Raw genomic sequence first — 13830 nt, 5'->3', positions numbered from 1 at the left:
ATGTACGCAGTAATAGATATTGGCTCCAATACCATTAGACTCGTAATTTATAAAGTAGATAAAGGTTCATATAACATTCTTCTCAATAAGAAAGAAATGGCCGCACTTGCCTCCTACGTCAACGATCGGATGATGAGCGCAGCCGGTATCGAAAAAGCTTGTCATGCCCTACTGCCGCTGAAAAAAATAGCACTTGATCTTGGCATAGAAAACATTTACGCTTTTGCTACGGCAGCTCTAAGAAATGTTACGAATAGCGACCAGGCAGTAAAAGAAATTGAAGAAAAAACAGGCTTAAAAATACATGTCATAAGTGGAAAAGTAGAAGCCAAATTAGATTTTATCGGCGCTGCCCGAACCGTAAATTTAAAAAGCGGCCTTCTTATTGATATAGGCGGAGCCAGTACAGAACTGGTTGCTTATGAAAACATGAAAATAAAACAGGCTGTCAGCCTGCCCATAGGTTCACTGAGTGCTTACAGTAAATATGTCAATCACTTCTTTCCTAATAAAATAGAACAGCAAAAAATCAGAAAAAAAGTTTTACATTTACTAGAAAAACAAGATTATCAGGATTTCGCCCCAAATTATCAAGATGTCTGCGGAGTAGGCGGAACAATACGCTCTACCAAAGATGTATATAATTCACTTTTTGGCCTTAGCCCACGAAACAAAAGCATCCGTGCTGAAAGCATCAGTGGCATTATAAAACAATTTCTAAACAAAAAAGACAAGACCCATATTGATCGGCACACTCTTGACACATTGCTTGACATAGTTCCCGACCGTATTCGTACTATTTTACCGGGAATGATTATTTTAGAAACACTTGTTGACCTTTTCAAAGTAAAAACGATCTTGATAAGCCGGGCAGGTGTGCGTGAAGGATATTTGGCGAAAATCATATTAAAAGAATTCGACGATATCGAGGTGTAGGAAAATGATTAAAAAAATCAACCCCATATATACTCAAAACCGTGAATTATCATGGCTCAAGTTTAATGAACGAGTTTTAGAAGAAGCTGAAGACGAAACTGTTCCATTATATGAAAGGTTGAAGTTTTTGGCTATTTTCAACAGTAACTTAGACGAATTTTACATGATACGTGTGGGCAGTCTCTATGATCTGTCCTTGGAAAAATCATTAAAATTTGATAATAAAAGTTTCTTAACACCCACCCAGCAATTAGAAAAAATATTTGCCGCGACAAAAATATTGTATAAGAAAAGAGATGTGCTCGCTGCCAGACTAGAACGAGTCTGCCATGCTGCTGGCATACAGCGGAAGAAATCTGAAAAACTGGGAAAAAGAGAAACAGCATTTGTAAAAGACTATTTCCGTACACAAATAATGCCTCTATTATCCCCACTCGTGATCAACGTCCGCCATCCTTTCCCGCACTTGCAAAACAAAGCACTTTATATTGCCGTTTCTTTAAAGGAAAAAAAGAATGATATACTGGGCATCATTCCTATTCCCGAAAACCTCCCCAAGCTGCTTTACCTGCCTGGCCGAAAAAATAAATATATACTTCTTGAAGATATAGTCCTTCATTATGCCGAAAAAATCTTTAATCTTTACACCGTCGAAAAAAAAGCAGTAATCAGCGTGACCCGCAATGCTGATATAAGCCTTGACGACGAAGACTTTGAACTCGGTGAAGACTATTTGCAGCACATGCGGAAAAGCCTTAAAAGACGGGGAAAACTTGCCGCAGTGCGCCTGGAAATAAATGGGGAAACCTGTTCCTCCATGTTCACTTATCTGCTGGAGCATTTAAACATAAAAAAAGAACAGGTTTTCACCTGCCGTACACCGATAAATCTATCTTACCTGCTCTCCCTTGATGAAAGAATGACGGTTGAGCAAAAAAGCACGTTGATGTACCCGCCGTTTATTCCCTCCTCTAAATGTCATATTCCCCAAGATACTAGTATGATTGAATATATAGGCCACAAAGATTTACTGCTGAACTACCCGTACCAGAGCTTTGATTTATTTTTACAGCTACTTAAAGAAGCCGTTTATGATGATTCTGTTTTCGCCATCAAAATCACAATATACCGGATAGGGAAGAGAAAGGCCAAGCTGATCCAGCTGCTGTCAATGGCAGCAGAGCTTGGCAAAGATGTCACGGTCTTAATGGAATTGCGCGCCCGTTTTGATGAAGCCAATAACATAAATTGGGCAGAAATGCTGCAAGATGCTGGCTGCAAGGTAATATACGGCGTAGAAGGCTACAAGGTACACGCCAAGATATGTCTTATAATGCGCCGCAAAAACAACAAAATAGAATATATCACACAGATTGGTACTGGCAATTATAATGCCCAAACGGCAAAACTTTATACAGACCTGTCCTTCTTCACCGCTTCGGATGATATTGGCCTTGATGCTGTGCAATTTTTTCAGAACATGGGCACAGATAATTTGCAGGGCAATTACAATTCTTTCTTATCTGCCCCGAACAGCTTAAAACCCGATTTACTACGCCTTATAAATGAACAGAGAGAACATGCCTTAGCGGGCAAAGTATCACATATCCTGCTCAAGATGAATTCACTCACAGACCGTGATCTTATTGATGCCTTAGCAACGGCATCACAAGCCGGCGTTAAAATAAAAATGATTATTCGCGGCATTTGCTGCATCAAACCGGGAATAAAGGGAAAAACCGAAAATATAAAAGTTATAAGTATAGTCGGTAGATTTTTGGAACACTCACGGATTTTCTGCTTCGGCAGCGGAGAAACTGCCAAGATATATATATCCTCAGCTGACTGGATGACCAGAAACACCGAACACCGTGTAGAAATAGCATGCCCGATTTATGATCTTGACCTAAAAGAAAGCATCTACCAAAGTTTACTTATCATGTGGCGTGATACGGTAAAAGCCCGTTTTCTCAACAGAGATGGTGACTACGAAAAATTTTCTGCGAAACTGCCACGATTGGACAGCCAGGCATTTTTTTTAGAAAAATATACAGACTAAGCATTTAGAAATGCTCTTTCGTGTCTTTTTGTATACAGCATAATTTATGTTAATTCTTTGCAAAATAATGCGTTTATGCTTTTTATTTACAAAAAATTAACATTTAACTAACAATCAGCTGCTCTTTATATGCTATATTTTTCACGAAGATGTAGCGGGAGGAAATAAAATGCAATACAAAATGCAGGCCAAAAATCTAAATTTATACTATGGCAGTAAGCAAGCTCTATATAACATCTCACTAAACGTACCAACAAACAAAGTCGTCGCTTTAATAGGTCCTTCCGGATGCGGTAAATCCACCTTCCTCAAAACACTTAACCGTATGAATGATCTGATCGAAAGCGTACACATTGACGGTGATATATTCTTAGATGGAAATGACATATATGCCCCTGATACAGACATAGTGTATCTACGTAAACGTGTCGGAATGGTTTTTCAGCGTCCAAATCCATTTCCGATGTCCATTTATGAAAACATCGCCTATGGACCCCGTGTTCATGGTTTAAAAAATAAAAACAAACTGAACGAAGTCGTCGAAAAAAGCCTTCGCAGCGCTGCTTTATGGGATGAAGTAAAAGACCGTCTCACTGATTCGGCAATGGGTATGTCCGGTGGGCAGCAGCAACGCCTTTGTATCGCCCGCGTTCTTGCTGTTGAACCAGAAGTAATCCTCATGGATGAGCCATGTTCCGCACTTGATCCTATTTCTACCATGAAAATAGAAGAACTTGTGGCTGAATTGAAGAAAAATTACACAATTGTAATGGTAACGCATAATATGCAACAGGCAGCACGTGTATCTGATTACACAGCCTTCTTCCTCAATGGTAAATTAGTTGAACATGATATAACGGACGTAATATTTACTAATCCCGCCGACAAACAAACCGAAGATTATATATCTGGACGCTTCGGTTAAGAAAGGAGCTTGTAATGGAAAATCAAGTAACAAGAAAAGCTTATATTGAAGATCTGGCTAGAATACAAGAGAAAATTGTCGAAATGGGGATAGCGGCAGAAACAGCTGCCAAAAATTCAATAAAGGCACTGTTGACTTTTGACAAGAAATTGGCTGCACAAGTTATGGAAAGTGACGATATCATTGATAAACTACTGATTGAAATCGAAGACTCATGTATCCTACTTATTGCCAAGCAGCAGCCTATTGCCCATGACCTACGGGTTATAGCTACCTCGTTTAAAATCTCTACAGATCTGGAACGCATCGGTGACCACGCCTTTGATATAGCAAAAATTACTTACAATTTAAAAAAAGCCTTTGATTTCCAAGATTCCCATATAAAGGCTTTAGCTGATTGTGCTATCTCCATGATTAATATGTCCATTAAAGCCTATAAAAATGCCGATGTAAACTTGGCTGAGAAAGTCTGCATCGAAGATGATAACGCAGACTCCCTTTTTGCCAAAACCTTGACAGAAATCTCCAACCAAACATCGATCAACACAATGCCTGAATTTGTTTTCACCTCGCGTTACCTAGAAAGAATAGGCGACCATGCGACAAATATTGCAGAATGGGTTATATACTTGGAAACAGCTGAACGCATACGCAAAACGAAGAAAATATAATGCTTTTCTTGGTAAAAAACCTCAGTACATAAATGTGCTGGGGTTTTTTACATTTTATCCATACGTATAGTATGCTAAAATGAAATGACTTAACAAAACTTATTTATGTATGAAAGGAAGGTCTACCATGCTAAAATCAAGCATCAGCAGACGTTTGACAATATATTCATTATTCCTGATAATACTTCCTCTTTTAATTTGCAGCATATATATGGTGGATTATTTTTATAAAATAAACATCCAGGATAAGACCAGTTCCTTAGAAAATCAGGCAAAAACTGTGGCAGCCATCTCACATATATATTTTCAAGAAGAAGACAATGCCGATGCTTCCCTTTTACAATCGATCAGTGCCGATACGGGCCTGCGCATAACATTAGTAAATGCATCAGGTGAAGTGATCTATGATTCTTCCCATGATACCGAATCAATGGATAACCATGAAACCCGACCGGAAATCCAAAATGCCCTGCAAGCAGGTACAGGTTCATCAATAAGATACAGTGATACCTTGCAAAAGAATCTGCTTTATGTAGCTGTTCCTGTATATGATAATGGTACATTGCTTGGTGTTAGCCGCACAGCACTCAATATTGCGCCCTTGGAAAAATCATACGATGATATGCGCAATAATATTTTATTTATCTTTTTTGCAGTCACAATTATAGCTATAAGTATCGGCATCATCCTCACCAGACGTTTTACTAATCCGATAAGGCAAATGACTGTGGACGCGCAAAAAATAATCAACGGTGATCTCAATACCCGTATGCGCATAAATACTGCTGACGAATTAGAATTTCTCGCTGCGGCCATCAACAAATTGACCAGCCGTTTACTTCGTAAAATCAATGATTCACGGGCAAAGGCCCATACTTTGTCTTTAATATTAGATAATATGGATAATGCCGTCATCCTGTTGAATGAAAATGGTCTTATTACAGAAGCCAATAAACAAGCAAAAGATATTTTCAAAATAACCCCTAATATTATAAAAACATACAGCATCAATTGTATAGGCAGTACAGTCATAAGCAATACAGCAAAAAACTGCGCCCAGGAAAATAAGAATAAAAAAATAACGCTTCGCATCAAGCTGGGCAATACCGAAAAAACCTTTATTGTCTTTTTTGCCCCCTTTACAAGTGAAGCCAAGCAGAGCATTGTATGTGTATTTCATGATATCTCACTGATGCAGGAAATAACAGATAGACAAAATATTTTTGTTGCCAATGCGGCCCATGAACTGTCTACACCGTTGACTTCAATTAAAGGCTTTAGTGAAACTTTATTGGACGGCGACCTGACAGAAGCGGAAACAACTCGCCATTTTTTGAAAATCATTTATGATGAAAGCTGCCGCATGCAATATCTGGTAAAAAACCTGCTGCAATTAGCAAAATTAAACAGCACCGACTACAAAAAACAAATTGCCATGACCAATATAAATTGCACAGAAACACTCGAAAAAATAATAAAAACGATAACGCCTTTACTAAACCAGAACAAACAGTCCTTAGAAACTACTTTTATGGTAAAAGAAATATTCATAAAAGCCAACCCTGAACTGTTTAAGCAGATTTTTATCAATTTACTCGAAAATGCAGTAAAATATACACCTGGTAAAGGAAAAATTTCTTTATCGTGCAGTAAAAATGAGGAGAATGCTATTTTTATCATAAAGGATACTGGTGTGGGCATTGCTAAAGCAGATCTGCCCTTTATATTTGACAGATTTTACCGAAGCGACAAATCACGTGCCAGACAAGATATAGGCGGTTCTGGTATTGGCCTGTCTTTAGTCAAATTTCTCGTAGAATTATTTAGCGGTAGGATATTTGCCAGCAGTGAATTGGGCGTGGGAACAACATTTACGATATCTTTTCCTCTGCAAAAAAATACTATTGCTAAAAAATAATACAGCTTATTTTGCCTCGGAAATTTTCTTTGGAAATATCTATAGCTATCAAATATTTAGGGAGTAATTATGTCCTATTATTTGCTTGAAGTTATTTGGGAGCAGACAGCATAACCTTCCATTTATCTTCCAGCATTCCTATTTTAAAGCGGGCATTGGCCGGACTTGTAGAAGGCATAGAATAAAATCTATACTTATCGTTGGTGAGAATATTTTTATTATATTTTTTGAAACATTGATATGCTTTTCCTCCATTAAAGCAAACTGTGTTTATCTTCGTATATTTAGAAAGAAATTCGCTAAAATCATTGGGGATTTCACGATGTATTGCCGAATCAAGGCTGCCTTCTCTTTCACAAGAGGCAATGGCATCCCACAAAGCAATATGGTTGTCCATAAGCATTTTTAATTTTTCAGGATAATTTTCCGGCATTTTCGCATACCCTAACAATTTTGCCATGAGCCGCCAAAACCTATTTTGCGGATGGGCATAGTATTGTTCATGGGCAAGCGAAGCTACACTTGGCATAGAACCCAATATTAAAATTTCTGCATCATTTTTTACTACAGGGGCAAAACCTTTACATAATGACATTTCAAATCTCCTTTATCTATTATAAATTTTATGCAATACGCTCAAAACCACTAATACAAGCGGATCTCCCCATAAAGCAGACCCACAGTCTCAAGAACGGACTTGACACCCATTGGCTGTGTCAATAAAATAAGCGTAGAGAAAGTTTTTTTGATAAAAAGTCAAAAAGTCTAATTTTTTATTTGACTTTTTGACTTTTTGTCATTATAATAACAATGTAATCTTAATTGATACAAATAAACTAAGAATTAATAACTTCTAAATCAGGAGGTATATACTATGGCAGACGAAAAATATACACAAAAAGTCTTAACCGCACTACAAAATGCCCAACAAAATGCTGCGTTGCACTATCATCAAGAAATTACCTCGGCTCATGTTCTCTTATCTCTCGCTAAAGAACCAGAAGGTCTTTTAGCAACAATCTTTGATGAATGCAAAACAGATTTACCAATGTTGAAAGTGCGTTTGGAACAAATTTTAAATAAAATTCCTTCCGTAAAAGGACAGGATAGACTTTCTATGAGTGTGGAATTAGCTCGTGTTTTAGGACGGGCACGGCAGATCGCCGACTCTATGAAAGATGAATATATCAGCACAGAACATTTACTGCTTGCAATTGTTGAAGATGCTGACGAAGATTGTCAGAAATTATGCAGGGACTTTGGTCTTAATAAAGCAAAAATAGAATCTATAATTAAAAAGAACAGAAAAAATAATGTCAATTCCGATAACCCGGAAAGCGAATATAAATCATTACAAAAATATGGTCGGGATCTCACAGAAGCGGCACGCCGCGGCAAACTTGACCCAGTTATAGGCCGTGATGAAGAAATTCGCCGTACAATCGAAATTCTTTCCCGCCGTACCAAGAACAATCCTGTCCTCATCGGTGAACCTGGTGTAGGGAAAACAGCTATCGTCGAAGGTTTGGCACGTCGTATCGTAGCTGGTGATGTACCGGAATCATTAAAAAATAAAACATTGTATTCACTTGATCTGGGTTCCTTGGTCGCCGGTGCTAAATTCCGTGGTGAATTTGAAGAACGTTTGAAGGCTGTTCTTAATGAAATAGCTAAATCAGATGGACAAATTCTTCTCTTCATTGATGAAGTGCATACCGTTGTTGGTGCCGGAGCTGCTGAAGGTGCCATGGATGCCGGAAATATCTTAAAACCAATGCTGGCTCGTGGTGAATTACGTTGTATCGGTGCGACCACTTTAAATGAATATCGTAAATATATTGAAAAAGACACTGCACTGGAACGTCGTTTCCAACCTGTAATGGTAGGCGAACCAAGTGTAGAAGATACGATCTCCATCCTGCGTGGCTTGAAAGAACGTTATGAAGTACATCATGGTGTAAGAATCCGTGACAATGCGCTGATCTCTGCCGCAGTCCTTTCCGACCGCTACATATCTGACAGATTCCTGCCTGATAAAGCAATCGACTTAGTAGATGAAGCAGCCGCTAAACTTCGTACTGAAATTGAATCAATGCCTGCTCCACTCGATGAAATCCGCAGAAAAATTTTACAGCTGAAAATAGAACAACAGGCTCTGACTAAAGAAACTGATGATGCTTCCAAAGAACGTTTGCAAAAACTCACAGAAGAAATCAAGACTGCTGAAACTGAAGAAGCAGGCTGGAAAAAACAGTGGGAACATGAAAAACAACTCATTACACGTACTCGTGGCATAAAACAAGAAATTGACAATATAAAAAATGAAATGGCAAAAGCCGAACGTGATGGTGATTTGACAAAAGCATCGGAACTCAGATACGGCAAATTACCTGCATTGCAGCAGGAATTGACTGAACAAGAAAAAACATTGGCAGAAAACAAGGACTCACGTCTGCTTAAAGAAGAAGTGGGCGAAGAAGATATAGCCCAAGTAGTCAGTCGCTGGACAGGAATTCCAGTATCAAAGATGATGACCGGAGAAAGAGAAAAACTTATGCATCTGGAAGATGAACTGCATAAACGTGTCATCGGCCAAGATGAAGCTGTAAAAGCAGTCAGTGAATCTATTCTCAGAGCCCGTGCTGGTATCAAGGATCCTAACAGACCTATCGGTTCATTTATTTTCCTCGGACCTACAGGTGTTGGTAAAACTGAATTGGCAAAAACATTGGCAGAATCCTTATTTGATGATGAACGTTCAATGATTCGTATTGATATGTCCGAATACATGGAAAAGCATTCTGTATCGCGTCTTATCGGTGCGCCTCCCGGCTACGTCGGCTATGACGAAGGTGGACAGCTTACCGAAGCCGTACGGCGTCGTCCTTACAGCGTAATTTTGCTCGATGAAATTGAAAAAGCACATGCTGATATTTTCAATGTTTTACTGCAAATACTTGATGATGGACGTCTTACCGATGGTAAGGGACGTGTGGTAAACTTCAAAAATACCGTCATTATTATGACTTCCAATCTCGGTTCCCACGAAATACTGGAAGAAACCGATTTTTCCAAAGCCAAGAAAGATGTTTTTGAACTGCTGAAAAATTATTTCCGTCCTGAATTCCTCAACAGAATTGATGACATCATCGTATTTAAAGGTTTGGATAGAGAACAAGTCAAAAAAATCGCGGCAATATTACTTGAAAATCTTAATAAGCGTTTACAAAAACAAGTAAAAATTAGCCTTGTATGGTCTGATGAAGTTCTTGCCAAATTAGCGGCAAATGGCTTCGATCCCCATTTTGGCGCACGTCCATTACGGCGGTTATTAACACATACGATTGAAACCGAACTCAGTAAGGAAATAATCAAAGGAACTATTAAAGAAGGCAATACGGCAAAAATAGGTATCGAAAATGGTGAATTCACTTTTTCTGCTGTATAAGCTGACTAGCAATAAAAAGACGGTCCTGTTTTGGATCGCCTTTTTATTTTTAATTTTTTGTTACATAAAATGTCATACTAATGACACAAATACCCATCAATATAATAGTATAATATCTTACATGAATAGTAAATAAATAATTACTAACAAGGAGAGTGTAAAGAATATGTTTAAACACAAATTGAAAAAAATAACAGCTTTTGTTCTTTAATCCTTTATGTTGATGACCGTCTTGGGAACAGCTGTTGCGAGCGCACAACCACTAAATGCGCCACCTAACCCTAACAACGCGCCTTCACATTTTGACCACAGAAGAGATCATAGGGGTGACCGTGACCACAATGCTGATTACAAAAAGGATCATAAAGACGACCATAATAAAGACTGGCATCATAAAAGAGATGTAGATAAAAAGGACCAAGATAATAATGATGATAAGGGACATTCTACCGGAGAATTAACGACCACTGCTATCGTTGCTGCTGTACTGGGTGCTGTAATAGCCAAAAATACCTGATGTTTTATTAATAATACTACAATAACCACAAGAAAAAGCATGGGATCCCCTGCTCTTTCTTGTGGTTATTTTGAGTTTAACATAATTAAAATACAAGTGCTAGAATCTAAATTATAAAACGCCATACCCTTTTAAAGCTTCAAAAGCCGCATGCTGTTCAGCCTCTTTTTTACTGCTGCCACTACCAGATCCCTTTCGTTCACCGTTCACTACAGCAGCAAAGCAAAAACATTTAGCATGGTCAGGCCCTGTTTCGTTTATCAGTTTATATTCAATGCAGGTGCCCTGGCTTTGGACGAGTTCCTGCAAAATTGTTTTATAATCTTTCAAATTATACCCCTGCTCGACAGCGACAAGTGCGCTGTGCAACTTAGCAAGAATATATTTATTGGCGGTCTGCCAACCTTGGTCAAGATATATTGCGCCGATTACAGCTTCAAAAGTATCGGCTAAAATAGATGGTCTTTTACTGCCACCTGTTAAGCGTTCGCCTTTGCCCAGCAGAAGATACTTACCAACCCCCAGCTGTGCAGACAAATCTGCCAACGTTGTCTCACAAACCACAGAGGCACGTGCCTTTGTCATTTCTCCTTCTGGCATCTGGGGAAATCTATTGAACAGATATGTACTGCACGCCAGTTCCAGTACAGCATCACCAAGAAATTCTAAGCGTTCATTATGAATTATCCCATTTTTAGCTTCATTGGCATATGAAGTATGTGTAAGAGCCGTATCCAATAGAGCTAAATCTTTGAAAACAACTCCGAGACATGAGGATAAAAGTAATAAATTTTCTTTACGCTCTTTTGAAATACTCATTTTTAAACCCGGCTTATTTAAATTTTTTCAGAAGAATTGTCGCGTTATGCCCGCCAAATCCTAAGGAATCAGAAATTGCCGCATTGACAACTTTTTTTCTGGCTATATTAGGTACATAATCCAGATCTAAGTTTTCATCAGGTGTTTCCAGATTTATAGTGGCTGGTATCATATCATTTTTCACAGTCAATGCTGTGGCTATACATTCTATTCCGCCGGCAGCACCTAAAAGATGGCCGATCATTGATTTGATCGAACTGATAGCCAATTTGTAAGCGTGGGCACCGAAAGCTTTTTTAATAGCAGCTGTTTCTGTTCTTTCGTTCAATTGTGTTGAAGTACCATGCGCGTTTATATAATCAATATCTTCCGGTTGAAGTCCCGCATCCTTTATCGCCAATGAGAAACATCTTGCCGGCTGAATTGCCGCCGGTGCCGGACTAGTTATATGATAAGCATCTGAAGTAGCTGCATAACCGGAAACTTCAGCATAAATTTCAGCTCCGCGTTTCAAAGCATGAGTCAAACTTTCCAACACGACAATCCCAGAACCTTCACCCATTACAAAACCACTACGGTTTTTATCAAACGGACGTGAAGCCTTTTCTGGATTATCATTCATATTGGTGCATAAAGCTTTCATGGAAGCGAAACCAGCCACTGGCAAAGGTGAAATACAAGCTTCTGTTCCACCAGCTACCATGACGTCTGCTTCGCCTCTCTGGATGACGCGCATAGCATCACCTATAGCATTAGTACCAGTAGCACATGCTGTAATTGGACAGCAACTAGGCCCTTGCAAACCAAAGGTAATAGAGGTCTGTCCTGTTGCCATGTTAGCAATCATCATTGGTACGCAAAAAGGACTTATTCTATTTGGTCCCTTTGCCAACAAAACGGTGTACTGTTCATGCATCGTTTCGATACCGCCAATGCCTGTTCCAATAAATACACCGATACGTTCTTTATCTTCTTTTGATAAATCAATTTTAGCATCTTCAAAAGCCATTCTGGTAGCGGCAATAGCAAATTGCGTATACCTATCCATTCTTCTGGCTTCTTTTTTATCTATGAAATCAGTTGCTTCAAAATCATTAACCTGTCCAGCAATCTGAGCTTTAAATTCGGTAGCATCAAAATGTGTAATCTTGCCTATACCTGATTTTCCAGCTAATAGATTTTCCCAAAATTTATCTTTGCCAATACCAATAGGTGTAACTGCACCTAGACCGGTAATAACTACTCTGTCTGCCAAAATATACACCTCGCCTTAATTTGCTTCGGCAGCTTGTTGTTTCAGCCGCGCAAATATTTCCTTGACTGGCAATATTTCTTTTATTTTATGAATATATTCACCAGCAAAAACCAATCCGGTCTCAACATCACCCTGTTGGGCTCTTTCTAAAGCTTTTATAATACAGAAATTATGTTTACAATTTTTTAGACAATTGTCACAATGTTCAATCGGAACCGGTCCCTGCATTATTCTTTCTGAAAACGGATTGCGTACGGCACGACCCGGAAGCCCTACCGGACTCTGTATCACAACTATATCTTTAGGATTAGCCTTCAAATAAAAATCTTTTAAAGCAGGTGCTGCATTTGATTCTTCGCTTGCAGCAAATCTAGACCCCATTTGGACACCGTTGGCGCCCATTTTTATAAAATCAACAATATCCTGACCGGTTAATATACCACCTGCCGCAATAACAGGTAAGCTGACCGCATTACGGACTTCTGGGATTAATGTTTTTATGGAAATATTTGTCCCTAAATGTCCGCCTGCTTCCGTGCCTTCCACTACTACAGCAGCTGCGCCAAGATGTTGGGAAATTTTCGCCAGTTTAGCAGAAGATACAATTGGTACGATAGGCGTTCCTGATTCTCTGCCTATCCCAAACATATCACGAGAAAAACCTGCTCCCGCAACTACCAGATCTATACCTTCCTTAATAGCAGTCTTCATTAATTCGCTAAATTTTTTAGCAGCTACCATTATATTGATACCAATAATCCCAGATGTCAAAGAACGGGCCAAGCGAATTTCATATCTCAATTCGTCATTTGTCATACCGGACGCAGCGATCAAACCTATACCGCCTTCATTTGCCACTGCCGCAGCAAGACGGGCTGTTGACAATCTTATTGCCATACCTCCCTGAACGATCGGTACTTTTGCGATTTTATCGCCAATCTTCAGCTCCGGAAGTTTCAAAATAACTCCTCCTATCACTTCCGCTTTTATCGGCTTAGAAGGCGATCGCCCTCTAAACCGACTAAGAGTCTTATTTGTTCTGGTCTATATAGGTTACAACATCTTGAACCGTCTTGATTTTTTCAGCAGCTTCATCTGGAATTTCAATACCAAATTCTTCTTCAAAAGCCATGATCAATTCAACAATATCCAGTGAGTCAGCTCCTAAATCGTCAATAAAAGTGGAATCAATTTTGACCTCATCTGCTTCTACACCCAATTGTTCTACAACAATATCTCTAACTTTTTCGAATGTCGACATATGTTGTTCACCTCCTCCCCT

General features: G+C 38.9%; 12 protein-coding genes. 7 read left to right on the top strand and 5 right to left on the bottom strand.

Features of this window, described 5'->3' with window-relative positions; translation table 11 throughout:
* From EDC37_RS05505 to EDC37_RS05485, 5 genes are all read left to right on the top strand, one after another.
* Positions 1-936 (top strand): Ppx/GppA phosphatase family protein, encoded by a 936-nt coding sequence (locus EDC37_RS05505; protein ID WP_132548752.1) that lies wholly within the window; start codon positions 1-3, stop codon positions 934-936.
* Positions 937-940: 4 nt separating this feature from the next.
* On the top strand, positions 941-2995 hold the full coding sequence (gene ppk1 / locus EDC37_RS05500) for a polyphosphate kinase 1 (RefSeq protein ID WP_132548750.1): 2055 nt from the start codon (positions 941-943) through the stop codon (positions 2993-2995).
* Positions 2996-3164: 169 nt separating this feature from the next.
* Positions 3165-3920 carry a phosphate ABC transporter ATP-binding protein PstB gene (gene pstB, locus EDC37_RS05495; protein WP_132548748.1) on the top strand — a complete coding sequence of 252 codons (756 nt, stop codon included), beginning with the start codon at positions 3165-3167 and terminating at the stop codon, positions 3918-3920.
* 14 nt (positions 3921-3934) lie between these two features.
* Complete coding sequence (phoU, locus tag EDC37_RS05490; protein ID WP_132548746.1) at positions 3935-4591, top strand: phosphate signaling complex protein PhoU; 657 nt, start codon at positions 3935-3937, stop codon at positions 4589-4591.
* Between the two features lie 127 nt (positions 4592-4718).
* Positions 4719-6509: an ATP-binding protein gene (locus EDC37_RS05485; protein ID WP_165874465.1), complete on the top strand. Its 1791-nt coding sequence runs from the start codon at positions 4719-4721 to the stop codon at positions 6507-6509.
* Between the two features lie 91 nt (positions 6510-6600).
* Here the strand turns inward: EDC37_RS05485 and EDC37_RS05480 are convergent, their stop codons facing one another.
* A complete protein-coding gene (locus tag EDC37_RS05480) occupies positions 6601-7104 on the bottom strand; it encodes a DNA-deoxyinosine glycosylase (RefSeq protein ID WP_132548742.1) in 504 nt (167 codons plus the stop codon).
* A 279-nt stretch (positions 7105-7383) separates the two neighbouring features.
* On the opposite strand from EDC37_RS05480, the gene clpB reads away from it, so the two are divergent.
* Both clpB and EDC37_RS05470 read left to right on the top strand, forming a co-directional pair.
* Positions 7384-9957, top strand: coding sequence for an ATP-dependent chaperone ClpB (gene clpB, locus EDC37_RS05475; RefSeq protein ID WP_132548740.1), 2574 nt, complete (start codon positions 7384-7386; stop codon positions 9955-9957).
* Between the two features lie 232 nt (positions 9958-10189).
* Positions 10190-10474 carry a hypothetical protein gene (locus EDC37_RS05470; RefSeq protein WP_132548738.1) on the top strand — a complete coding sequence of 95 codons (285 nt, stop codon included), beginning with the start codon at positions 10190-10192 and terminating at the stop codon, positions 10472-10474.
* 111 nt (positions 10475-10585) lie between these two features.
* Here the strand turns inward: EDC37_RS05470 and rnc are convergent, their stop codons facing one another.
* From rnc to EDC37_RS05450, 4 genes are all read right to left on the bottom strand, one after another.
* Positions 10586-11293, bottom strand: a complete 708-nt coding sequence (rnc, locus tag EDC37_RS05465; RefSeq protein WP_132548736.1) for a ribonuclease III — start codon at positions 11291-11293, stop codon at positions 10586-10588.
* Positions 11294-11306: 13 nt separating this feature from the next.
* Positions 11307-12548 (bottom strand): beta-ketoacyl-ACP synthase II, encoded by a 1242-nt coding sequence (fabF, locus tag EDC37_RS05460; protein WP_132548734.1) that lies wholly within the window; start codon positions 12546-12548, stop codon positions 11307-11309.
* 15 nt (positions 12549-12563) lie between these two features.
* Complete coding sequence (locus EDC37_RS05455) at positions 12564-13508, bottom strand: NAD(P)H-dependent flavin oxidoreductase (protein WP_132548732.1); 945 nt, start codon at positions 13506-13508, stop codon at positions 12564-12566.
* A gap of 70 nt (positions 13509-13578) precedes the next feature.
* Positions 13579-13809 (bottom strand): acyl carrier protein, encoded by a 231-nt coding sequence (locus EDC37_RS05450; RefSeq protein WP_132548730.1) that lies wholly within the window; start codon positions 13807-13809, stop codon positions 13579-13581.
* Between the last annotated feature and the right edge of the window lie 21 nt (positions 13810-13830).

The sequence above is a fragment of the Pectinatus cerevisiiphilus genome (assembly GCF_004341685.1).
Taxonomy (GTDB): domain Bacteria; phylum Bacillota; class Negativicutes; order Selenomonadales; family Selenomonadaceae; genus Pectinatus; species Pectinatus cerevisiiphilus.
The sequence above is the reverse complement of the archived record's forward strand: the minus strand, read 5'-3'. Positions and strand labels throughout refer to the sequence as shown.

Bases quoted from the DNA above. Each gene is read 5' to 3' on its own strand.
- EDC37_RS05505 (WP_132548752.1), top strand. From the start codon at position 1: ATGTACGCAGTAATAGATATTGGCTCCAATACCATTAGACTCGTAATT.
- ppk1 (WP_132548750.1), top strand. From the start codon at position 941: ATGATTAAAAAAATCAACCCCATATATACTCAAAACCGTGAATTATCA.
- pstB (WP_132548748.1), top strand. From the start codon at position 3,165: ATGCAATACAAAATGCAGGCCAAAAATCTAAATTTATACTATGGCAGT.
- phoU (WP_132548746.1), top strand. From the start codon at position 3,935: ATGGAAAATCAAGTAACAAGAAAAGCTTATATTGAAGATCTGGCTAGA.
- EDC37_RS05485 (WP_165874465.1), top strand. From the start codon at position 4,719: ATGCTAAAATCAAGCATCAGCAGACGTTTGACAATATATTCATTATTC.
- EDC37_RS05480 (WP_132548742.1), bottom strand. From the start codon at position 7,104: ATGTCATTATGTAAAGGTTTTGCCCCTGTAGTAAAAAATGATGCAGAA.
- clpB (WP_132548740.1), top strand. From the start codon at position 7,384: ATGGCAGACGAAAAATATACACAAAAAGTCTTAACCGCACTACAAAAT.
- rnc (WP_132548736.1), bottom strand. From the start codon at position 11,293: ATGAGTATTTCAAAAGAGCGTAAAGAAAATTTATTACTTTTATCCTCA.
- EDC37_RS05450 (WP_132548730.1), bottom strand. From the start codon at position 13,809: ATGTCGACATTCGAAAAAGTTAGAGATATTGTTGTAGAACAATTGGGT.